Consider the following 20,643-nt stretch of genomic DNA (forward strand, 5'->3'; position numbering starts at 1 on the left):
CACAATGACGTCAGAAAACAGTCAGTTGCGGCGCGGATGTCGAGCAGACTTCCCCGCGTGAGCGCCCCCGGATCAGAGGTCAGAGCCAGGTGGGATCGGAGTACACGAACAACGTGTTATCCGACGTCGCCGTCGACACCGAGAGTTGTGCGTAGGAGCGAATCGTCACCGGCCCCATGCACGCATCAACCTTCACGTGCACGTTCTCTGCCGTGATCGACGCCTTCGACGACTCGAGATCCTTCTTCCCCAACGGAATCGTCGTGATCGTGCCCGGCGCAATCGTCGACTGAATACTCGGATTCACCGACGCATTCACACCCACGTTCGCCGACGGGACACCCGAAATACTCACACCGACAGACGGGCCGAGCGAAAAGCCAAGCCCCAAGCCAAGTCCGGAGGAGACATCGATCTGGCAGCCGATCTGCAACCCCTGCTCGACATAACCGGTCTTCACCGCCGAATCGCCCGCACCACCAATCGTGCCGGTCACCTTCGCCGACACGAACCCCTCACGGGTGAACGCCGTCGTCGCCAGATTCGGCACCGGATTCGCCGAAAGTTTGGTAGCAGCAAGATCCAACGACCAGCCGTCATCGGTGACCGTGCTCGCATACTTGTCTGCCAACGCCGTCGGCGCCGCCGAGGCGGTTCCACCGAAGACGATTCCTGCTACGACAATGCTTGCAGCACAAACACTTACAGCCCCACCCAAAGGCTTCACACAGGGACGTGCTGCGCGATTCGATTGACCGATTCCCATGGACTGCTCCCAAGCCTCGAACGGCAACCCGCCGGTAACCGATAACTAACTGAACAAGTTACCGGACAGTACCAATCGTCCCGTTTGGCCGCCACAACTCCGAAGGCCCCGGAGCGGAAATACCTCGAAACTCTAATAACAGACACATCACGAAAGCAGTCCGACCTGCATAAGGGACCTTTGTCACCACGTGTCCGACATCACGTTTCCTGTTTGGTGCACGCGGTACGTCCCCGAGCATTCCCAGCGTCGACGGCTGCACAGTTCTCCAACAGTTTCCGGACAACGAAGGGCTCAGGGGTCTGACCGAAAGACACGACTACTAAGTCCGAAGGAAGGAAAACCACGGTTGACACGAACGGTCGAAACATCCGATTTTCTCACTCCCAACACTCGACTCAGTGCCGAAGAGGATCAGTAGCCGAATTCCACAGCGACGCCGGCTTGGTCACGCGAATGCGTACCGTGAGCAGAATTCACACAGAGGTCGATTTAGTGTGCATCTGCTCAATCAGCCTTCTCAGCTCCGGGTGATCGAAAACGTCTGCTGGCTTGAGTGCCCTTGCCACGTTGAGGCAGCTACCGATCTCGGACGCGGGCGGGAGTTGCCTCTTGATGTTGACCACGATGGACCTGTACCTACTTGGCACCGACCAATTTAGGTCGTCGACCAGGTAGCCGGGAATCGAACCGGCGGTCGCAGTCAAGGGATCAACCCCGACACGTCTGACGGCGTAGTCAATCCAGCCTCTGCGATTGAGTTCATTCTCTGTCGCCCATGCAGGATTCTTCTTGGCTAACCGCAGCTGCATTTTGTGGAAGGCGGACTCAACATCGGGGGCACCTTCCCTCGCCGCCTTCGCTATCGAGATGAGCGCCCTCATGCTGCCAAGAAGCCGAGTTCCCGGATGCCCAACTGGAAGATAGACACCCATCTGCCAAGCTGGATACGCGCAATTGGAACGCTCTTCTGCCACCGCGGCGAGGACTGCTTCCGACCAGACTTGATTCCAAGCATCGAGAAGGTCGGAGACCTGAGTTGCCGCGTCGATCCATCGCTGCCATTGCTGCCCATCAGGTGTCTGCCTGAACATCGCCCAGTTCGCATTGACTTGCGATTCCAATTGGGCCTGGTGCTGCCTGGCCGCCTGTCTCTGAGCCTGCTGTGCGGCCTGTTGCGCGCTTACGGCTTGCGAACGAGCTTGCTGCTGGCGCTGATTCGCCTCGTCAACTTCTCGCGCCTCTCGTTTCTTCGCCAATCGCGCAATCTCCGCATTCGCTGCGGCATTCTCGCGGGCACGACGTTGTCCATCCTTCGCTGCCTTCTGGGCGGCACGGGTCTGCTCTTCGGCCTCGTAAAGCATCCGGTCTTGCCACGTCGGTCCGTCGAACAACCCCACATTGCCCCCTTCATTTCATACCGCAGATACCAATTGGCTACGTTTTTGAACGAACGTCGCTGGTGAGTTAGCGGAGCGAGCGTTGTCCTCGCCAACTCAGCCATTTCCGGTGGAGGAACGGATATACGCCCAGCCGAGCTGGCGCTCATCGCCGTCCGGGAAGCGGTAAGTGACGTTGATTCGCGCGTCGTCGCGTGCAGTCGTGTATGACGGCACTACCCGGCTCGGACCCCTACCGAGCGTGAATACTCGGACTGGACTGCACAGAACGCCTACATTCCGAGGGATTGCGGAAGTTGGATCAAGACTCCAAATGCCGACAAGGAGAGTCCAAGAACTGCTGTCCGCAGCTCGATCACCGCGTGGCCGGTCTGCTTCCGGGATTCTTCCGCCAATGCGGAAAGTAGGGTTCGCTCGATCCGCTTGTCCTCAGCCTCGAAGTTGTGTGCCTGCTGGCGTAGCTCGGATGTGAGTTCGAAAATGTCTCTGCGCGCGGCGTTCAGATTTGCTTCGAGAGCAGCCACTCTGGGCGCCAATGGTTGATTGGGATCAACGCTGACCTCCACGAGCGCCGATGCTGTGCCTATTGAGAGAGTGGCCGCCGTGGCGTAGACGGTGGCGCTTCGTCGACGGGGGAACGGATTCAAGTCGCGGACCCATTCGGGAAACAGATGAGCGCCATCAGCGGAGTGTCGCCATGCGAGGAAAAGTCCTCTCGCTGCCAATGCCAGACCTCCGATTTCCAAAGCCTTGCCGAGGGCCACTATCCACATTTATTGTCTGGTCCCTTCACGTGAGAAGTACGCCGGTAGGCGTCACGGAGAAATCACACCGTCGCCGATCTTCCGCACAGTCACCGGGTCGTAATTGCGCGGCGGAATCGACCCACGCAGATTCGTCGCGGCGACATTTGGTCCTGCTACTTGTCAGGAATTGCTTGCAGGTGCCATGGCTGCGCGAGCCAGAGATGTCCGTCGTCACATGCAACTTCCACGATTGGACGGTTGACGCCGTAGTAGCGCAGGACCAACCCCGTCGCGTAGACCGCAAAACCATCCGGCGTTGTCAGGTTGACGCGCGTTCCTTCGGCCAGTCGTGCGCTCTGGACTATCTGGTTCGTCGCTGAAGCAGTCATCGAGGGCACTTCCCGTTCACCCCAGTCGTGCACGCTGGTCGGCCACCATACTCCCGGCCTCCCGGCCTGCCGTCCGGTTAAGCATGACGGAACCTCAGCCGGTTACCTACCTGGTAGACAACCACCCCACCCCAGACGATCCAGAGTGTCCATGGGGCCGACAGGATCACCAGGACTGCGCCTGTGCTGATCGTTCCCAAGATGTCGTAATTTCGTTTGAGCATCACGTTTCCTTGCCGCCAATTCGGTCGTGGGTCAAAGTACATCCAACGCCATGACGTGCTGGCAGAGGACGCACGACCCAGAGCTGAACTTAGGAGAGTCGATCCATTTGACGAAGTCAAACACAATTTGGCATTACACCGACGCAGCGGGACTACTCGGCATCCTCGGCAGCAACCCGGAACCGCGTGAACCGAACGTGGTCGGTCCACAAAATTGCCGTCCTGAATTCCGCGCCACCGCCGTCGAATACCTCAACGACAGCCGAGAACTAGTCCACGGCCTAGGAATACTCAAGAATCAAGTGCTACTAAAAAGGGCTGATGAGCTCGACAGCATCCACTACGAACCCTCGGACTACCACGAGATTGCCAACGCTCCAGCGAAGGCGCAGTTCATCCGATCGCTCTGTGAGACTATCGACAGAGTCGAAAAGCGTGAGTACAGCAACCATATTCACTGCTACGTGACCTCGTTTTCCGAGAAGCATGACGCCTTGAGTCAGTGGCGCGGCTATTGCGGTGGCCTCGATGGGTTCGCGATTGGCATTGACAGGAGCGAGATTCCCGATACTCCGGAAGCGAAGGTGAAGAAGGTCCTGTACAGCGGCAGCCTTACAGCGCCGTCAAGGACGGCCGATTCCGTGCGGGCCTGGCTTGACGAGCTACTGTCAATGACAGATGCGCCCAGTAGCACTCCAGGCATGCTCGACCAGTGCCTTCGGCAACTATCTGCGTTCGCAACCCAGTTCAAGCACGAGGGTTTCGAGGAAGAGGCCGAGTGGCGCGTCATCCACCTCTCATATAGCGAGGGTGGTTCGTACCGCAACCGCGGTGCACAACTCATTCCGTACACCACCTGGTCCCTACCCGCCGACGCGGTCGTAGGCGTCCGCGTCGGCCCCGGCCCGAACCAGCATGAAAACTATCTTGCAGCCCAAGGGGCGCTGTACGCGTTCGGGTACTCCCCTGATGTAGTGGCGAACCTGGTGAAGTCACCCACTCCGTTCCGTTAACGCTTCGGAGCCTTGACCTCCCGTGCCTCGAAGATCTAATCAGGAAGGATGGCCGCTCTGAATGCATGGCCATTCGGGGTGATTTCCGAATCCATAGGCGGATAGATAGCGCCTTGGGCGCGCGCCCTACCGGCGTGCCGGGTCGGCACCTCGTCCAAGGATCGCGCCGCAGGATGGCTCGTCGTTCAGATCAATCAACTTCCGGCGTGATCGCTTCAACCTGCTTGTCGGGCTCAATCCTCGTCAACACCAGGCTCATTCGATACCTACCATCCCGGATGAGATCCTCAATTCGCAGCGGTCCCCCGAACTGGACAAGGTACGGCGCCAGCTGAGAATTGCCTTCGAGGTCAAGGAGTTCGATCCCTCGCCCGACCGGTTTGACGGATACCGTGCCGGAGTACTCAAGAGCCTCACATGACCAGAGTGCCAGTCCGGATCCGGTAGTGCCAAAAGTTTCGTCAGTCATAGTCAACCCCGTTGTCGATCTTCATTCGGCCGGCCACCTACTAGCCTCCATTCTGGAAACACCCTGTGATGCGCACACGTGGGACGTGCAGCCCGCGGTTCGGGATCCCAGATGGACTAAAGCCCTCACCAGAGGGGATCACAATCACAGTCGACCAGCAAGTATCCGTACCCGATCAACCTAAATGGTTATTGCGCAACGGAATTAGATTCACACAGCGGTGAAATCACCCCCCAGGCGGAGAACCCATGGGCCATGACTCCCAGAAACAACCCCATACGGAGACATGCGAATGAACTCAGGTCCGCCGGACCGGCCGGGCGACGGTTCCGCTAGGCCAACCACGCCGGCAAACGCGTGCGAATTGTAGGCTCCGAAGCGGGTTCACCCAGCCAATCGAACGCCCGAGCACAGCCGCGTGATCCAGGAATTGACCGCATCAAATCTGCCCCCGCGTGCCGGCCGCCTCCTGCGCATCGAGCCAAGCCATGAGCGTCGACAGCTTGTAGACGACTCGCTTCCTGCCGAGCTTGAAAGATTCCGGCCCATCACCCACATGTCGCCAGTAGCGCAAAGTGCCTGTTGGAAGACCCGTTCTTGCACTCACCTGCTCGGTAGTCAGATACTGCTCGGCATCAGCGACCAACAGCTGGTCGACCGGAACCAATGTTTGAGAGCCCACTACCCAATCTCCTAATTTCGCAGTTTTGCTATTTTGGAACTACAACCTATTTGTACACCGGTGGACTGGACCTCGTCAACCCAAAACAGTAATGTTGCCAAAATGGAAGCTTTAGATAGTGCGGAATCACGGTTCGGGAACCGGGTTCGCTTCGAGCGCGAGCAGCGCGGATGGTCCCAATCCGAACTCGCGCAACGCGTTTCAGACGGAGGAATTTCGATGCACCCCTCGACTATCACCAAGATCGAGGCCAGGGATGCGGAGAAACCACGCTCCATTCGACTGGATGAGGCGTATGCATTAGCGCAAGTTTTCGGCACGTCACTCGAGACGATGCTTGGCGCTGAGCGCGCCTACGATGCAGCGGAGGTTGTCGCGGCTGTGCAATCCGAATGCCGTTTTTTCAGCAACGAACTCACCCGCATGATGGCGAACATGATGACAACACTCCGAGAGTTCGATCTGGAAGCACCCAAAGACCCGAGCAAATGCTCGCGCATCGAACTTGAGGAACTTTTGCTCCACCTCATTTTCATCGTCGACTTGACCGCCCAGGTCACCGATACGAAAGAGACACTCAGTGTGATGAGTCGGACCACTGCGATGTCCGACCGGGAACTATCTGAGCGTGTACAAAACAACCTCGAGTGGGCAATGGAGAAGTTGGCCCGTGACTCCGCCGAAACGTAACCGTCGAGACGCAGTGTTGTCCATTTCATGACCTCGCCATTCGTGGTCGGCAGTTAATTCGACCTTCTTGTCGCGGACCGTTACGGAGAGTAACTAGAGTCGGCCTTCTGCATCTCGCAACAGGGCAGCCCTGACGGCCACACAAGATAGGGGACCGTCAGGGCTGGTAAGCGAACAGCGGCGGCGCGGCACGTTTACATCCCGACAATACCTGCAATGGTAGCCGCATCGTAACTTTGGGAGTTTCTCATTCCAAACTTCACCCTTTCGTTCGTCAGGCAGGGCGTGTGTTGGATAAGTCCACTACGGCAGGCCGGGGTGGCGTCGTGGTGGACTTTCGGATCGGAATGACATCGGCAGGGCAGGAACTGCGGTGATCTTGCTGGAGTCTCAGTCGCTCGGTTGGCGAGACCCATGGGCCGTCGTAAACCACACTGCTGCAGTGTCGACATCGCGTGCGGTATGCACCTTCGTTCATCAGCTACAACAACTCTCACCGTCTGGGGCCCGACCCAGTGAAGAGCTTAGTCCGCTCAATCGCAGCGAGTTCCCCTAGCTCGTCCGAGCGTTTGGTACACACCCGCAGACTGAACCGGATGCCGGGAAATATCCCCCAAACGGAGGAAGAATGCCGCCCAGCTTATGGATGGCCCTCCGCTGGGGATGCGCCAGAGCGGCAGGCCTATGCGCACCCGGAGCCGCCACCTCGCGGTACCCGACACACATTTGAGGTGGCCCACCGAAATGAATGTGAGTGTCAGTAGCCGGCGGGCCGTGCGCACAAACGAGCCCTTGATTCCCGTCGGCAAGCAACTCTTAGTGTCGCGCCGGATCTACACCGTGACTTGCGATTCCAGTGCGACATTGCTTCGCCGCGGCTAAATTGAACCCCGGCGTGAGCAATCGATACCAGACCGTCGGCGAAATAGGTCGAAATGTCCGTCGCTGCACTCGCGCCCTGCTCGCTCCATGGGCGCGTTTACGCACTCGGGACATCGTGCCGACAGGCCAACTCGCCGACCCGCCGACCCGCCGCTTGTGACGAAATGAAATTCGGAGCCTTTCCGTCCGCAGAGCGTCCGCAGTACGTCCAATCCTGTGCAACTTCATTGGCTCAACCCAACGGTTTGTGACCAGTTCAAACGGCCACTGCCAATGTGGCCCACTCCAGCAAACGCCCAGAACGTAGTCCGAGCTCTACTACGACGTGTGATCCGCATCCTGACGTAAGTCAGACCTGCGAGTACCGAGTCCACCCGTCCCGCTTCTGCGGGGCGGGTGGACTTGTTTCGGTCCGAGGGAAACCCCTCGGACAGATGATGACCGGCCTTCATACCGGACGCGGTCGAATCGCGGATCAGCCGCGAGCACGTTCGCCGATGGCCGCATTGTTGACGATATGGGCGATTCGACCTGCCCGTGTTGCGTCTCGAGCGGCACAGACTATCCACCACAGCATCTGTTTGCGGGCGCTGGGCGGAAAACTGTCCCAGTTGCTTCGAGCTTGCGGGTCCAGGTCCAGCGCCGCCTGCAAGTCAGATGGTTCCTCGAGGTCTTCGACTTGGTCGAGAATCGTCCACCAACCAGTGGATTTCGCGGCAGCAATTGCACCGCGACCAGCAGCGGTCATAAGGCCACGCGCTTCCATATCAGCTGCGCGTTCGCGGTTGAGACGGGTCCAGGAACTCTTGCGTCTACGAGGCGTGAACAGTTGCAAATTGCGCTCTTCGTCGAGGATGGTGTTGGTGGAATCGATCCAACCAAAGCAGATGGCTTCCTCAACGGCCTGAGGGTAGGGGCAGCGTGGTCGGCTGGTGGTGGTGCGCCAGGAGCACAACCACACACCTCGGCCTGACGTGTGATTGTCCGTCAGCCAAGTTCGCCACTGTTCCCGAGTCTCGGCGTGGATGATCGGGTAGTCGAACTTCCACGTCGGGGGGTGGATGGAAGCCGGCGATGATTTCGAATTGGTCACTTACTCTCCAAGCTCACAGGGGAACGGATACGTGTCTCGATAGACGAGGGGCCTGCGCGGGGAACACGTCCCCGCGGCAACCTGGACATGAATGGTTCTGTCGCACAATCCTCTTCTGACTGTCATGGTGGCGAGACCCTGAGGTGAAGGGCGAGCCGACTGACGGTGTCGGCAAGCTCGGTTGGTTCGATGACGACCACTGGGGCGGTGAGCGCAATGCGCGCAACCGTCATGGCGAGCCTGCCGAGATCTTCGCTGCGGATCTCGACAAGGCAGCGGTCCGCTGCCACCTCGATCGGTGTGTGGTCTATCCATCTGAGTACGCCCTCGAGGTCGGCGAACGTAGCTTCGATGGCGAGTTTTGCATCGTGGTGACGGGGTGGCGAGCCGACTGATCTCGCGACGAAGGCTGCCGCGTCACCGCCCGGGATCTCGCGTGGCGTGAAATGACTGCCTGCCAGCCAGGGCTCCGAGAGCCGGTCCAGTCGAAATGTTCGCCAATCCGCACGATGGTGGTCCCATGCTACGAGGTACCAACGACGTCCCGCCGTGACAAGGCGGTGCGGCTCGACGAGCCGTCTGCTGCTCTCGCCGTCACCTCGCCGGTAGTCGAAACGAACGTGCTCGTGGTCGCGACATGCCGCAGCGAGCACACTGAGTGCTTCGGGGTCGACGATGTCGTCATCTGCCCGCCGCATGGAACTGACGCTCGAATGCAGTGCCGACACACGTCGGCGTAGTCGATGGGGCAGGAGTGCTTCGATCTTGGTCAGCGCGCGCAGCGATGTTTCTTCGATGCCTCCGATGGCGGCCTCGGCGGCGTCGCGCAGTCCGACGGCTACCGCCACGGACTCGTCATCGTCGAGGATCAGGGGCGGCACGTGTGCCCCCGTTGCAAGTCGGTAGCCCCCGTACTTTCCGGACGTGGAATCGACCGGATAACCGAGGTCGCGTAGGCGATCGATGTCGCGGCGCACCGTCCGCTGCGTGACATCGAGTCGTGCGGCAAGTTCGGCACAGTGCCAGAAGCGATGGGTCTGAAGGAGCGAGAGCAATTGCAGTGCTCGGCCTGTGGGATCGTTCCGCATTTCTTCAGATTGCCAGCGATCTAGGACTTTATGTGTCCACGATGCTCCCTAACGTCGGAGCAACCGGTCGATCCAGACACGAGATCGGTACTCAACTCAAAGGAGCATCCGTGAATCCATCCGACTTCCCCAGGCCCGTCCTCATCCAAGTCAACGGCGTGGAACTCGAAGTCTTCGAGGCAGGGCGACACAATGCCGGGAAACCCATCGTGTTGTGTCACGGATGGCCAGAGCACGCCTATTCCTGGCGATACCAGGTGCCCGCCCTTGTCGAGGCGGGCTACCACGTCATCGTCCCCAACCAACGCGGCTACGGCAATTCATCACGTCCGACCGAAGTGACGGACTATGACATTGAACATTTGGCGGGTGATCTCATCGCACTTCTCGATCACTACGGCTACGAAGATGCCACCTTTGTCGGTCACGATTGGGGTGCCTTTGTCGTGTGGGGCCTGACCCTGTTGCACCCGGACCGGGTAAACAAAGTGATCAACCTGAGCCTGCCCTACCAGGATCGCGGAGAGCAGCCCTGGATTGAGTTCATGGAAGCCGTGCTCGGCGGTGATTTCTACTTCGTCCATTTCAATCGACAGCCGGGCGTCGCGGACGCGGTGTTCGAAGACAACACCTTCCGGTTCCTCCGCAACCTGTACCGGAAGAACGAACCCCTCAGGGAGCCTCAGCCGGGTATGGCACTGATCGATCTCGCCAGAGCAGAGACACCACTCGGTGAGCCTCTGATGAGCGATAGCGAATTGGCCGTTTTCGTCTCCGCCTTCGAATCGACAGGATTCACGGGCAGTGTGAACTGGTACAGGAACCTTGACCGCAACTGGCATTTGCTGGCGGAGGTGGACCCGATTATCCAACAGCCCGCACTTATGATCTACGGCGACCGTGACGCGATCGCGAGAGCTGAGAACCTGACAGAGTTCGTGCCCAACGTGGAAGTAGTCAATCTCGACTGCGGTCACTGGATCCAGCAAGAAAGACCCGAAGAGACCAACCAAGCGATCTTGAACTGGCTGGAACGGCAGGATGCCACATAGTTTCAAGGCTAGGTGCGGTCTCAGTGAAAATGTCAGTCTCATTCAAGTCCGGTAGGAGGCTTGATCCGGACCCACCTTGTGTGTGTATCAAGCGGATTGCTGAGCTCGGATGTGGGCGAGTCGGTAAGAGTCGGTGGCGGTTTCGATGATGTTGCCGCCGAAGGTGAGCCGATCCACGATGGCGGCGCAAAGTCGTGGTTCGGTGAACGTTGTCGTCCAGCCGGAGAACGATGCGTTGGAGGCGATGGCGACGGTTCTTTTCCTCCCGTTCGGTCAACACCTGAAAAAGCAGCTCGGCGCCTCGTTTGTCGAGTTCCATGTAACCGAGTTCGTCGATGCCGAGCAGATCCCCCTCGGCCGTAGCGGGCGGTCCCGACCACCCACTGCCAGTTGGCCCAGGCCCAACCAGTTCCGGCATGGCCTGGATGGACGTTGTCGCCTGCTGCATCGACAAGAGCCTCTCGCCACATTTCAAATCGCCTCTGATCCAACAAGTTACCGGGTTCCGGAAACGCGTCTACCTCTCCGGGTCCACTTTCGGGAATCAACGAGAGCGTCGGAAAACAAGCCATGCACTCAACCCGGCGATGGGCACAAGCCAAATCCCGAAAAAGAAGGCGACTGCTCGCCACACACCGATTCGCCGGGACACGGAAACCACATCGGCCGTTCCGACAAGGCACAGGGAAATCCATATCAAGGCGAGAGTGAATCCGCCGACGTACAGAAGAACGAACGCCCCAAATCCGTCCATACAGTCTATTCCACTGTCGGCGCAGTCCTGAAGCCCCGCCGCACCGAGTAGGGAAATGTTCACAGTGAGGATGCTACGGAGCAACGCGTCCCAAACTGCCGAACAGCCCGGCAGATTCGGCGATGCGAACGCCGGCCAGCCCGAACAAAGTAGAAGCCCCACCCCCGTGGGGAGGGCGGGGCTTCATTCGATCCGGCGCTCACGCACAGTGGGAGGGTGGTGGACATGCCGGACCGACGACACGGCAGGGAGTCAAGCTGCCGCGCCCAAGCGCTGACCTGAAGGAATGCGCCTGAGATTGTGGTTACGAGAACCATCAAACCAGACAAACTGGACGCATGTTCAGGAATTGAAAGATTCGACCCCGCACGTCAGAAAAGATCTCACTGCACCCGATAGGTTTCGCTGCGGCCAGGATCAACCAACCGCCGCATGATCTCGTACGCACGGTCCGGATCCGTGTACGGCGGAATCATCATCAGAACGAGTTGACGACCATAGATGTCGTCGAGATACATCAAATCGTGAGGCTGGCCAGGGTACGGACCCCGCACTTCCAGTCCGTCGACCTCGTCGATACGACGCTGCGCGCTGCTGATCGTGTTCCAGTCGAACGCAACCCGCGCGATCGGCCCCAACCTCAGCGAAAGTGCGGATATCAGATCGTGAAGCTCCGCCGTGACGTTGGTGGTCCATGGGAACCACGCGCCGTCTACCGATGCCTTGACGGCGCCTTGACCACGAAGCAGGAACCGCGGAGTCCGCGTCGGCGACGGGAAAGGTTGCCCGACATGGCGCTGCGGCGCTTCCATTGCATAGTCGAGAGTGCTGATGTGCGCCATGACGAGGCTCCTTAACGGAGGATTCGTGGAACCGTCAGGCAGAGGCGCCCGGTCGTGGGTTCCATACTTTCAGGCTACTCCGCTGCGCAATCCCGACTACGCATCGACGGAAATGATCACGCCGGTGTCGCCGTACGGGAACGGACCATTACCGATGTGACCGAGGGTGTTGAAGAATTTCGAAATAGGCACCATCACACCGTATTTCGCGTTCACTTTGCTGCGGATCTCGTCGAATTCAGGTCCGCCGCTCACCAAGTGAGCGGTCCCGGCAACCAGCAAAGAGCCGTCGGCAACCTTTCCGTGGTTGTTGCACGGCACGACGGTGACGCGTGGGTTGTTCCGCAGCCGCTTGGCCTTACCCGATTTCGAGGAAGTCCAGAACCCGATACGTCCGTCCGGCAATTGGCGTATGCCTCCACAAACTCCACGACCATGCACACGAATGAATTTTCTATGCCTCACGCGTTTCGAAACGGACAATTATCCGGACGAAGATGAACAACAGGTGCCGAGTGATGGAAATGTCGCGGAACGACCACGTCTCAGGTCGATTTGTGGCCCGCAGGTGTTGGAACATGACTTCTCGTGAATGCGGAACTCATCGTTCTCCTCGTCGTCGTCGTAACCGCTCTGGGGTTCGACTTCACCAACGGTTTTCATGACACTGGCAACGCTATGGCCACGTCGATTGCAACCGGCGCCCTCAAGCCCAAGGTGGCAGTCGCTCTGTCTGCTTCCTTGAACCTGGTCGGAGCTTTCCTCTCGGTAGAGGTTGCTGCCACCGTGGCCAAGGGCGTGGTGAACCTCGGAAATGTGGGTGGCCAAGCGCTGCTCACCATCGTCTTCGCCGGCCTTGTCGGCGGCATCATCTGGAACCTGGCAACGTGGTTGCTCGGCATCCCCTCGAGTTCCTCACACGCACTGTTCGGCGGCCTGATCGGCGCCGCCATCGCGTCCCTCGGAATGAGCGGTGTCGCCTGGAGCGGCGTGCTCAGCAAGGTTGTCATCCCCGCAGTTCTCGCTCCCGTCGTAGCCGGCTTGGTTGCAGCGGCCGGAACCTGGCTCATCTACCGCATCACCTCCAACGTCGGTGAGGAAACCAAGGACAAGGGTTTCCGACTCGGCCAGATCGGTTCGGCTTCACTCGTTTCCCTCGCCCACGGCACCAACGACGCTCAGAAGACAATGGGCGTCATCTTCCTCGCCTTGGTCGCCCATGGAACCATCTCCGCCGACGCGGACATGCCGTTCTGGGTCAAGCTCACCTGCGCACTCGCGATCGCTGCCGGAACCTACCTCGGCGGGTGGCGAGTCATCCGCACACTCGGCAAGGGCCTGGTCGAGATCGCCGCGCCGCAGGGCATGGCGGCCGAAGCATCTTCTGCTGCCATCATTCTCACCTCCAGCCACCTCGGTCTTCCACTCTCGACCACCCATGTGGCGACGGGTTCCATCATGGGAACCGGTCTGGGACGCAAGGGCGCCGAGGTTCGTTGGGGCGTCGCCGGACGTATGGCGGTCGCCTGGTTGATCACTCTCCCGTCCGCTGCGATCGTCGGCGCTCTGTGCTGGGGACTGGCCAACATCGTCGGCGGCCTGCCCGGTGTCCTGGTCGTCTTCGCTGTGCTCATCGCCCTGGCCGGTTGGATGTACCTGCGCTCCCGCAAGGAGCCCATCGATCCGAGCAACGTCAACGCCGAGTGGGACGGCGGCCTGGTGCCTGCAGAGGTCCCCGGTCCGGACGCCCGCGTCACCACCGACGTCAAAGCCTGAAAGAGGGAATCGACATGGATATCTTGAAAAACACCGTCGACTCGCTCTGGCAGGTCGTGCTTGTCGGCCTCCTGCTTGGCGCCGGACTTCCGGCGATCTTCGCAATCGGCCTGAAGTCCCTCGACGCCGGGCAACGTGGCAGTGGCGGCGGGAGCACTGCCGTCGCGGCTCGCAGTCCGTTGGCCGTGGCAGGCGCAGTGGTGTGCTTCGCGGTAGTGCTCATCGCAATCGTCACCGGAATCCTCTTCATCATGCAGGGCTTCCTCAGCCACACATTCGGCATCGAGATCTTCTGATCCCTTGCGCCCTCACGAGCGGAAAGACATCACCGTGACTGCACCGACTCCATCCCTTCCTCAGTCCATTCTGGAATGGCTTCGCGCCGGCTACCCCGAAGGCATACCGCCCAAGGACCGCATTCCGCTGGTCGCATTGCTACGACGCAAGCTCTCGGACGCGCAAATTCGAGACATTGCCATCGGCGCTGCACTCGCAGAACTGAGCGACGTCAACAGCGACCAGGTGATCTCTAGCGACGAGATCAGCGCTCAGATCGCCGATCTCACGAGCCAGACTCCCTCGGACGAGGACATCGCGCGCGTTGCCTCCGTCCTGGCCGCCGCCGGGTGGCCCCTCGCTGATCTCGACAACGACTGAAGCTCGATTCGTTGAGTCTTCCACCACTTCTGGCTTCGATACTCGGCTGGCTCCGTGCCGGATATCCGAACGGCGTGCCGGAGCAGGACTACGTCCCTTTGATGGCCCTGCTCCGGCGACAGCTGTCCGACGACGAGATCGCCGTTCTTGCCGACGATCTCGTCGCCGACTTTCCGGTTCCAGTCGATCCGATCGACATCGGCGTCCTCATCACCAAGGTCACCGACGATATTCCGCACGAATCGGACGTCGCCCGGGTACGTGAACACCTGATTCGTGGAGGGTGGCAAATCGACGCACAACCTCCGGTCGACGACGCATGACGGCACTACCTGAATCAGACCAGTTTGATAACGAAACGGTAACGGAGCCGTCGACGTCAATACAGACCACTTAGTGTCATCAGGAATTCCGTGCCTCGGGGGGCTCGGTCGGATTTCGGTGTGCAAGCACCTTTGGGGCGGGAGTAATACATGCACGAGGCTCACACAGATTTGGCGAAGAACCCAGATATTTCGAACCCGGATATTTCGAGAAATCGCATTTCGAAACGAATCAAGCGTCGGATCCTCGGCCTCGCCGCGACAGCACTCGCACTCCCCCTGACCGCAGGCCTGATCAGCGGATCAGTAGCGACCGCAGCGCCCGCGCGCACCGCCCCGGCCGGTGGATACGAGGAAGTGTTCGTCGACTCCTCGATGGGGCCGATCAAGGTTCAGATCCAGTGGGCTTCGCGCGGCGGCAACGCGGCGCTCTATCTTCTCGACGGTCTACGAGCACGCGACGACCGAAACGCATGGAGTTTCGAGACCAACGCTCTCGAGCAGTATCGCGGCGACAACGTCACCCTGGTCATGCCGGTCGGCGGGCAGTCCAGCTTTTACTCGGACTGGTATGCGAACAGCAATTTGAATCGCCAGCCGGTCACGTACAAATGGGAAACCTTCCTCACCCAGGAACTTCCCGCCTATCTGGAATCGCGCGGCGTCTCCCGAACCAACAACGGTGTGCTCGGATTGTCCATGGGTGGCAGCGCGGCACTGACGCTCGCCGCCTATCACCGCGATCAGTTCAAGTTCGCCGGATCGCTCTCGGGATACCTCAACATCTCAGCTCCCGGCATGCGTGAAGCAATCCGCGTGGCCATGGTCAGCGCAGGGTCCTTCAATGTCGATGCCATGTGGGGACCGCCATGGAACCCCGCTTGGCTCCGCAACGACCCCTTCGTGTTTGCACCCGAGCTGGCTGGGCTCTCTCTGTACATCTCCGCCGCGAGCGGCCTACCCGGGCAGTTCGATCAACCGCGTCGTCCCGTCGACTTCGTGAATACCGGTAGCGCCATCGGCCTCGAAGCCCTTGCCCTGATGAACTCACGGGCATTCCAGCTGCGCATGAACTCCCTGGGAATTCCGGCAACGTACAGCTTCCCGGCCAACGGCACTCACTCGTGGCCGTACTGGGGCGCGGAACTGTGGAAGGCCCGAGGCCAGATCCTCGACACCCTCAACGCTTGGTGAACTGACAACGACTCGATCACCGACAATCGCAGGCCCCGACCGAATTTCGGTCGGGGCCTGCGTCGTTCGAATTCAGAGCGCGGCAAAGAGATCCACGGTATTGCCATCGGGATCGAGAAGAACGGCGTAGCGCTGGCCCCACACGGCATCAAATGGCTCTTTGTGTCCGGGGAAGTCGGCTGTGATGCGCTGATACGCCTCGTCGACTGCAGCGGGTGTCCCGAAATCGAAGGCCAAAGCGACGGGGTGTCGACCTTCCCCGACAACGAAGTCAGGATCGAAGCTCGCGATGGTGGACAGCGCGTCCCAGGCCAGCCGAAGCCCACTGTCGAAAGTGAACTCCACGTGTGGAGCGTCAGCGGGTGTTTCCGGAATGTCGAGCCCGAGGGTTCGGTAGAACGCGAGGGAACGCGCGAGATCGTTGGTGACGATTCCGACGAGATCGAGTCTCGGAGAGACGGACACGGTATTTCTCCTGTTTCGGGTCGAGAAGTGATCGGCGAGTGTGTGACGATGATCTGATGACCGGCACTGACACCCTCGCTCTTGACGGTAGTCGGACGGTAGCGTCGAGTCTTGAACAAAACGGCCACACCTATGTCGAGACTCGGATCACCGGTTCGGCCGGCCTCTTCAGTTGCACGTGGAAAAGCGCTACCGACCCCCATGCGCCCACGGAAGCAAAGCGGATTCTTCCCGATCTCTGCGCAGACTTCATCGTCGACAGCACCGGAAAGTCGTGGCTCGTCGGACCCGCAACCGGTGCCGATCTGGTTTCGGTCGCCGCCGGTACAACCATGTGGGGCATCCGGATCAATCCGCCGGCTCTGCGGAGCCTGCTCGGCACAGCGGCCGACGCGGTGCAGGATTCGAAGATCGCCTTCGACGACATCCTCACTTCCAGACAAGCGCGGGTACTTGCCGACGCCCTTAGCCACGAGGCAGTCGACGCTCACCTACTGGGCCAGTTGTGGCGCGGACTGGAACCCGACCACGGAATCGAGCGTGGTTACTCCGCGCTCATCTGCTCCCCTTCGACTCCGATACGAGAGATCGCCGCAGACCTCGGTGTTTCCGAACGTCATTTTCGACGCTCGATCACGTCGTCGATCGGGCTGTCCCCCAAAATGATTCAGAAAGTGCAACGTATCCAGGACGTGTTGACTCTCAGCCGCGATGCAAATCTCACGCTGTCGTCGCTGGCCGGTCGCGCCGGCTACGCCGACCAAGCCCACCTCGCGCGCGATACGCGAGCGCTGACAGGCCTGACACCGACTCAGCTACTGCGCGAGCAGCGATAACGATGAGCGAAGACCTGTTCTCCGCCCTCGATCACCTGGCTGCCACGTCAACTGTCGTGATCGATCGCCCCCGAGGGTCGGCACACCCGCGTTACCCCGCTGCGATTTATCCGCTCGATTACGGCTATCTCGACGGGACCGTCAGCGCGGACGGCGACGGGATCGATCTGTTCCGAGGCTCGGCCGTCGGCAACGGCGTTGTTGCCATGGCCGTTATTGCCGACATCGACAAGAAGGACGTGGAAGTCAAGATCCTTCTCGACTGCACTGCCGATGAAATCGGCACTGCCGCAGCATTTCTCCGCGACACTTTGGGTCTCGGTACCACTGTCTTGCGGCGTGAAGTCAGCTGAGTTCGTCGAATCGCGGAACAAGATGCTCCGCAACCCACTTCGCTTCCTCGATCAGCGGCCAACCTGCCAGGATCAGTGCAGTCAAACCGGTTCGGCCGCGAAGCGTGCGTACCGAGTCCGTGATCGAATCCGGATCGCCGACGTAGTACACCGCCGATGACCCGGTGCCGAAGATGTCGAGAGGCGACCACGCTGTGATACCCGCGTACAGCCCGTCACCGACGTACAACTCCTCCGGTTCCGGAAGTCGGCCGGAAGCAATCTTGTCCGCCCAGCCCTGCCGCTGTGCGTCGCGAGCGGTGAAAGTCTTGAGGTCTTGCTTCCCCTGAGTACGACGACGCACTGCGTTGTCCAAGACATGAGCGATCTGCTCGACGCCCGTCTTCTCGAACAACGAACGGAACCGGTCGTGCGCCTGCGCCTTGGTGGGGCGAACGATCACCCCGGTCAGCGCACCGAAGTCGGTGAACTCGCGCCCGGCTGCCTCCGCCGCCGCCCGTGCGGCAGAGAATTTGTCTTCGATGAACGAAGTCTCGCGCAACATCGCCAGATAGGTGTCGAGCACCTTGCCTGAATTCGCCAGGCCTGCAGGCGAATCACCGGTACCCCACAGCGGAACCTGATGCCCAGCGGGCGCATCGATACGCAGTGGTGTGTTGGGAAAGTTCGACTCCGTGCCTTCGGCGTAGATGCGGCGGAAGTCCGCCCAGTACTGCTCCCCCAACTCGTAACGCTCGTCGTGGGGCACGTTCATGTCGTACTTGGTCAGGATGTTTTCGCGTCCGTTGACCGAGTTGATCAACAGTCGGCCACCGCTGAAGGCGTCGAAAGTCAATGCCTTCTCCGCCAGCAGTCGCGCCGGCGTCATGTTCGCGTAGACGGCGACAAGGAACTTCATGCGCGTGGTGTGCGCTGCCGCCCACGTCGCCGAAATGAACGGATCGTTCGGCCAGGTGGCAACAAGCGCACCTTCGAATCCGCCGTCGTCGATGGTCTTCGCGAGCTCGATCTGCCTGGCCCCGTCCACGGGGAACAGCCCACCGGGGCTCCACGGGTAGTCCCCGTCGGCCTGGGTGAGATACCAAAATGTCTTGACGCCCATCAGTTCTGCACTCCAGCCGGCAGGTCGAACGATTCGATTCGGGCACGTGAGCGGATGGTGTCCGCATTCACGGTGTAGAGCGCGTCGAGGTACGCGACCGCGAAAGAACCAGGACCTGAGGCATTTTCCTCGGCGATCTCCGATGCCACGGCAACGTGCGTATGCGCGGCAACCAATCCGTCCAGCGCGGTCGGCGTAACGGCGAGGTAGGCAGCGACCAGGCCTCCCAGAGAGCAACCGGTACTGGTCACGCGCGGCAACAGAGCGCTGCCACCGGAGACTCGGATGCCCCGAACGTCGCCGCCACCATCGCGGCCGACGATGTAGTCGACCGGGCCTGATGCCGACACGGCATCCGCATGCTTCAGAAGTGACAGAGCGGCGGGCACTGCGTCGGCGGAGTCGGAGGCACTGTCGACGCCGCGGGTGTCACCCCCGAGTCCGGCCAGAGCGATGATCTCCGATGCGTTCCCGCGGATGGCGCTGGGGTGAAAGCGCAGCAGATCCACAGCGATACCGCTCCGCCAGGGTAGTCCGCCGACACCCACTGGATCCAAAACCCATGGCGTACCGGCAGTTCGGGCCGCTTCTGCGGAAATCAGGAAGGCTTCGGCTGTCCCGTCGTCCGGCGTTCCGAGGTTGACGAGCACTCCCCCGGCGACGGCAGCGAACCCACCCGCTTCATGAACGTTGTCGATGTGAGCGTTGCTTGCGCCGGCAGCGAGCAGAACATTGGTCAAGAAGTTCGCCGAAACGATGTTCGTCAGCGACTGGACAAGCGGTACCTGATCGCGGAGTGCGTCGATCGCCGACGCGACGGTTTCGACAGAGACAGTGTCAGACATGAGAATTCCTTCAGGACGGGAGGTATTTGGGGACTGCGGCGATTCAGGACCGCGGACATCGCACATCCGGATTCGCGCCACCGGGCTCACTGCCGACAACCATCGGCAAAACCGGATCTGCAGTCCATTCCTCCAACGAACCGTCGTAGACTTTGACGTCCGCGTGGCCGCTGCGGATCAGCGCAAGTGCGGTCAAACACGCCGAAACTCCGCCACCGCAATAGATCACGACAGGGCCGGTGGCGGTTGGTAGAACGTCGGCCGATTTCGACAAGACTTTCTCGACCGGAAGCATCCGGGAGTCGGAGTCGAGAAGACTCTTCGCGGACAGATTCACGCTTGACGGAATGTGTCCGCGTCGCGAGTATCGCGTCTTCTCGGTTCCCTCGTACTGCTCAGGCGCGAGAGCGCACACCAGCGTTCCGGCTTCGCGTCCGCTGGACAGCGACGCAACGCGAGTTAAATCGACCCACAGACCCAGATCCGTCACGCTCCAACGCGTCGACGCCGACGTGTGGGTTTCGTCGTCGCCGCTCGCGAGCGCGAAGCCGCGTCGAGTCCATTCGGCGAGGCCACCGTCGAGAACTCTTGCTTCGATGCCGGCGTTGCGAAACACCCACCAGAGCCGTGATGCCCAGGTGGTCGATCCCTGGTCGTAGATCACGATTGTCGCGCCCGGCTCGATACCACTGGATTGGAGATCGGAAACCAACTGCTCCGTTGGCGGGCGTGTGAAATGCAGCGCCGCTTCCCTTTCGGAGAAGACGTCCATGAGGTCGACATGTCGCGAACCCTGGATGTGCGAGGAGACCCAGCCGCCGTACCCGGATTCCGGGCGGTAGTCGCCGTCAAATCGCGCGGGAGGAAAATGAACCGTCGCGTCGAGCACGGCGACGCCTCCCTCACGCAGCATCGCGTCGAGTTCAACGGCACTCACCAGCGGCGACGCGGTCTCTCCAGCCACTTCGGACCCTCTCCCTCGGAAACGAACAAGCACGAACC

Annotated in this window: 25 protein-coding genes and 1 pseudogene; 10 read left to right on the forward strand and 16 right to left on the reverse strand. The window is 60.3% G+C overall.

The features are described 5' to 3' along the window. Positions 1-79 precede the first annotated feature (79 nt). The 5 genes from QM596_RS20525 to QM596_RS20545 form a co-directional block, all read right to left on the reverse strand. Positions 80-766: an MspA family porin gene (locus QM596_RS20525; RefSeq protein ID WP_283309836.1), complete on the reverse strand. Its 687-nt coding sequence runs from the start codon at positions 764-766 to the stop codon at positions 80-82. A 476-nt stretch (positions 767-1,242) separates the two neighbouring features. Further along, positions 1,243-2,166, reverse strand: coding sequence for a hypothetical protein (locus QM596_RS20530; RefSeq protein WP_283309837.1), 924 nt, complete (start codon positions 2,164-2,166; stop codon positions 1,243-1,245). A gap of 272 nt (positions 2,167-2,438) precedes the next feature. Then, a complete protein-coding gene (locus tag QM596_RS20535; protein WP_283309839.1) occupies positions 2,439-2,939 on the reverse strand; it encodes a hypothetical protein in 501 nt (166 codons plus the stop codon). A 146-nt stretch (positions 2,940-3,085) separates the two neighbouring features. Continuing rightward, complete coding sequence (locus QM596_RS20540; RefSeq protein ID WP_283309841.1) at positions 3,086-3,301, reverse strand: hypothetical protein; 216 nt, start codon at positions 3,299-3,301, stop codon at positions 3,086-3,088. Positions 3,302-3,378: 77 nt separating this feature from the next. Further along, on the reverse strand, positions 3,379-3,525 hold the full coding sequence (locus QM596_RS20545) for a hypothetical protein (protein ID WP_283309842.1): 147 nt from the start codon (positions 3,523-3,525) through the stop codon (positions 3,379-3,381). A 107-nt stretch (positions 3,526-3,632) separates the two neighbouring features. Here QM596_RS20545 and QM596_RS20550 point away from each other — a divergent pair, with 107 nt between their 5' ends. Continuing rightward, complete coding sequence (locus QM596_RS20550; protein WP_283309843.1) at positions 3,633-4,538, forward strand: DUF2971 domain-containing protein; 906 nt, start codon at positions 3,633-3,635, stop codon at positions 4,536-4,538. A 190-nt stretch (positions 4,539-4,728) separates the two neighbouring features. Here QM596_RS20550 and QM596_RS20555 read toward each other — a convergent pair whose 3' ends face one another. Continuing rightward, complete coding sequence (locus tag QM596_RS20555; protein ID WP_283309844.1) at positions 4,729-5,007, reverse strand: hypothetical protein; 279 nt, start codon at positions 5,005-5,007, stop codon at positions 4,729-4,731. Between the two features lie 439 nt (positions 5,008-5,446). Next, positions 5,447-5,689 (reverse strand): helix-turn-helix transcriptional regulator, encoded by a 243-nt coding sequence (locus tag QM596_RS20560; RefSeq protein ID WP_283309845.1) that lies wholly within the window; start codon positions 5,687-5,689, stop codon positions 5,447-5,449. Between the two features lie 102 nt (positions 5,690-5,791). Here QM596_RS20560 and QM596_RS20565 point away from each other — a divergent pair, with 102 nt between their 5' ends. Next, entirely contained in the window at positions 5,792-6,379 is a 588-nt protein-coding gene (locus QM596_RS20565; protein ID WP_283309846.1) for a helix-turn-helix transcriptional regulator, read from the forward strand. Between the two features lie 1,357 nt (positions 6,380-7,736). On the opposite strand, the gene QM596_RS20570 is transcribed toward QM596_RS20565, so the two are convergent. Both QM596_RS20570 and QM596_RS20575 read right to left on the reverse strand, forming a co-directional pair. Beyond that, positions 7,737-8,354: a YdeI/OmpD-associated family protein gene (locus QM596_RS20570; protein WP_080910093.1), complete on the reverse strand. Its 618-nt coding sequence runs from the start codon at positions 8,352-8,354 to the stop codon at positions 7,737-7,739. 122 nt (positions 8,355-8,476) lie between these two features. After that, positions 8,477-9,442, reverse strand: a complete 966-nt coding sequence (locus tag QM596_RS20575; RefSeq protein WP_283309847.1) for a helix-turn-helix transcriptional regulator — start codon at positions 9,440-9,442, stop codon at positions 8,477-8,479. Positions 9,443-9,552: 110 nt separating this feature from the next. Between QM596_RS20575 and QM596_RS20580 the strand changes: the two genes are divergently transcribed. Beyond that, entirely contained in the window at positions 9,553-10,494 is a 942-nt protein-coding gene (locus tag QM596_RS20580) for an alpha/beta fold hydrolase (protein ID WP_051296033.1), read from the forward strand. 87 nt (positions 10,495-10,581) lie between these two features. On the opposite strand, the pseudogene QM596_RS20585 reads toward QM596_RS20580, so the two are convergent. From QM596_RS20585 to QM596_RS20595, 3 genes and pseudogenes are all read right to left on the reverse strand, one after another. Beyond that, positions 10,582-10,862: pseudogene (locus tag QM596_RS20585) on the reverse strand (ATP-binding protein); the annotation flags it as partial. A 769-nt stretch (positions 10,863-11,631) separates the two neighbouring features. Continuing rightward, the gene (locus QM596_RS20590) at positions 11,632-12,090 is read right to left on the reverse strand and encodes a DUF5994 family protein (protein ID WP_003941615.1); all 459 of its coding nucleotides are present in this window, start codon (positions 12,088-12,090) and stop codon (positions 11,632-11,634) included. Between the two features lie 96 nt (positions 12,091-12,186). After that, positions 12,187-12,495: a PNPOx family protein gene (locus QM596_RS20595; protein ID WP_019748929.1), complete on the reverse strand. Its 309-nt coding sequence runs from the start codon at positions 12,493-12,495 to the stop codon at positions 12,187-12,189. Between the two features lie 183 nt (positions 12,496-12,678). Here QM596_RS20595 and QM596_RS20600 point away from each other — a divergent pair, with 183 nt between their 5' ends. The 5 genes from QM596_RS20600 to QM596_RS20620 all read left to right on the forward strand — a co-directional run bounded on the left by QM596_RS20600 (position 12,679) and on the right by QM596_RS20620 (position 16,040). Next, a complete protein-coding gene (locus tag QM596_RS20600; RefSeq protein WP_003941590.1) occupies positions 12,679-13,866 on the forward strand; it encodes an inorganic phosphate transporter in 1,188 nt (395 codons plus the stop codon). Between the two features lie 14 nt (positions 13,867-13,880). After that, on the forward strand, positions 13,881-14,162 hold the full coding sequence (locus tag QM596_RS20605; RefSeq protein WP_003941641.1) for a hypothetical protein: 282 nt from the start codon (positions 13,881-13,883) through the stop codon (positions 14,160-14,162). A 34-nt stretch (positions 14,163-14,196) separates the two neighbouring features. Then, complete coding sequence (locus QM596_RS20610; RefSeq protein WP_020908123.1) at positions 14,197-14,523, forward strand: DUF3349 domain-containing protein; 327 nt, start codon at positions 14,197-14,199, stop codon at positions 14,521-14,523. Between the two features lie 11 nt (positions 14,524-14,534). Further along, a complete protein-coding gene (locus QM596_RS20615) occupies positions 14,535-14,846 on the forward strand; it encodes a DUF3349 domain-containing protein (protein ID WP_021344618.1) in 312 nt (103 codons plus the stop codon). A gap of 150 nt (positions 14,847-14,996) precedes the next feature. Beyond that, positions 14,997-16,040 carry an alpha/beta hydrolase gene (locus QM596_RS20620; protein WP_019748933.1) on the forward strand — a complete coding sequence of 348 codons (1,044 nt, stop codon included), beginning with the start codon at positions 14,997-14,999 and terminating at the stop codon, positions 16,038-16,040. Positions 16,041-16,112: 72 nt separating this feature from the next. Here QM596_RS20620 and QM596_RS20625 read toward each other — a convergent pair whose 3' ends face one another. After that, on the reverse strand, positions 16,113-16,505 hold the full coding sequence (locus QM596_RS20625; protein WP_019748934.1) for a VOC family protein: 393 nt from the start codon (positions 16,503-16,505) through the stop codon (positions 16,113-16,115). A gap of 56 nt (positions 16,506-16,561) precedes the next feature. On the opposite strand from QM596_RS20625, the gene QM596_RS20630 reads away from it, so the two are divergent. Both QM596_RS20630 and QM596_RS20635 read left to right on the forward strand, forming a co-directional pair. Continuing rightward, complete coding sequence (locus QM596_RS20630) at positions 16,562-17,341, forward strand: helix-turn-helix domain-containing protein (RefSeq protein WP_283309848.1); 780 nt, start codon at positions 16,562-16,564, stop codon at positions 17,339-17,341. Positions 17,342-17,343: 2 nt separating this feature from the next. Further along, on the forward strand, positions 17,344-17,694 hold the full coding sequence (locus tag QM596_RS20635; protein ID WP_019748936.1) for an inorganic pyrophosphatase: 351 nt from the start codon (positions 17,344-17,346) through the stop codon (positions 17,692-17,694). On the opposite strand, the gene QM596_RS20640 is transcribed toward QM596_RS20635, so the two are convergent. The 3 genes from QM596_RS20640 to QM596_RS20650 are packed head-to-tail and all read right to left on the reverse strand — an operon-like array spanning position 17,687 to position 20,605. Then, positions 17,687-18,796, reverse strand: a complete 1,110-nt coding sequence (locus QM596_RS20640; RefSeq protein WP_020908129.1) for an LLM class flavin-dependent oxidoreductase — start codon at positions 18,794-18,796, stop codon at positions 17,687-17,689. The two genes, QM596_RS20635 and QM596_RS20640, sit on opposite strands and share 8 nt — an antisense overlap. Next, positions 18,796-19,641 carry a hydroxyethylthiazole kinase gene (gene thiM / locus QM596_RS20645; protein WP_113683686.1) on the reverse strand — a complete coding sequence of 282 codons (846 nt, stop codon included), beginning with the start codon at positions 19,639-19,641 and terminating at the stop codon, positions 18,796-18,798. The genes QM596_RS20640 and thiM overlap by 1 nt, the downstream gene beginning before the upstream one ends. A 43-nt stretch (positions 19,642-19,684) precedes the next feature. Further along, positions 19,685-20,605 (reverse strand): sulfurtransferase, encoded by a 921-nt coding sequence (locus QM596_RS20650; protein WP_283309849.1) that lies wholly within the window; start codon positions 20,603-20,605, stop codon positions 19,685-19,687. Positions 20,606-20,643 lie beyond the last annotated feature (38 nt).

Origin of the sequence: Rhodococcus sp. IEGM 1406, from assembly GCF_030056745.1 — a bacterium.
Lineage (GTDB): Bacteria > Actinomycetota > Actinomycetes > Mycobacteriales > Mycobacteriaceae > Rhodococcus_F > Rhodococcus_F erythropolis.

What these genes read in the sequence shown, in the direction of transcription:
- QM596_RS20605 (WP_003941641.1), top strand. Translation starts at nt 13,881, where the DNA reads ATGGATATCTTGAAAAACACCGTCGACTCGCTCTGGCAGGTCGTGCTT.
- QM596_RS20565 (WP_283309846.1), top strand. Translation starts at nt 5,792, where the DNA reads ATGGAAGCTTTAGATAGTGCGGAATCACGGTTCGGGAACCGGGTTCGC.
- QM596_RS20630 (WP_283309848.1), top strand. Translation starts at nt 16,562, where the DNA reads ATGACCGGCACTGACACCCTCGCTCTTGACGGTAGTCGGACGGTAGCG.
- QM596_RS20540 (WP_283309841.1), bottom strand. Translation starts at nt 3,301, where the DNA reads ATGACTGCTTCAGCGACGAACCAGATAGTCCAGAGCGCACGACTGGCC.
- QM596_RS20590 (WP_003941615.1), bottom strand. Translation starts at nt 12,090, where the DNA reads ATGGCGCACATCAGCACTCTCGACTATGCAATGGAAGCGCCGCAGCGC.
- QM596_RS20620 (WP_019748933.1), top strand. Translation starts at nt 14,997, where the DNA reads ATGCACGAGGCTCACACAGATTTGGCGAAGAACCCAGATATTTCGAAC.
- QM596_RS20635 (WP_019748936.1), top strand. Translation starts at nt 17,344, where the DNA reads ATGAGCGAAGACCTGTTCTCCGCCCTCGATCACCTGGCTGCCACGTCA.
- thiM (WP_113683686.1), bottom strand. Translation starts at nt 19,641, where the DNA reads ATGTCTGACACTGTCTCTGTCGAAACCGTCGCGTCGGCGATCGACGCA.
- QM596_RS20545 (WP_283309842.1), bottom strand. Translation starts at nt 3,525, where the DNA reads ATGCTCAAACGAAATTACGACATCTTGGGAACGATCAGCACAGGCGCA.
- QM596_RS20555 (WP_283309844.1), bottom strand. Translation starts at nt 5,007, where the DNA reads ATGACTGACGAAACTTTTGGCACTACCGGATCCGGACTGGCACTCTGG.
- QM596_RS20640 (WP_020908129.1), bottom strand. Translation starts at nt 18,796, where the DNA reads ATGGGCGTCAAGACATTTTGGTATCTCACCCAGGCCGACGGGGACTAC.
- QM596_RS20535 (WP_283309839.1), bottom strand. Translation starts at nt 2,939, where the DNA reads ATGTGGATAGTGGCCCTCGGCAAGGCTTTGGAAATCGGAGGTCTGGCA.
- QM596_RS20525 (WP_283309836.1), bottom strand. Translation starts at nt 766, where the DNA reads ATGGGAATCGGTCAATCGAATCGCGCAGCACGTCCCTGTGTGAAGCCT.
- QM596_RS20575 (WP_283309847.1), bottom strand. Translation starts at nt 9,442, where the DNA reads ATGCGGAACGATCCCACAGGCCGAGCACTGCAATTGCTCTCGCTCCTT.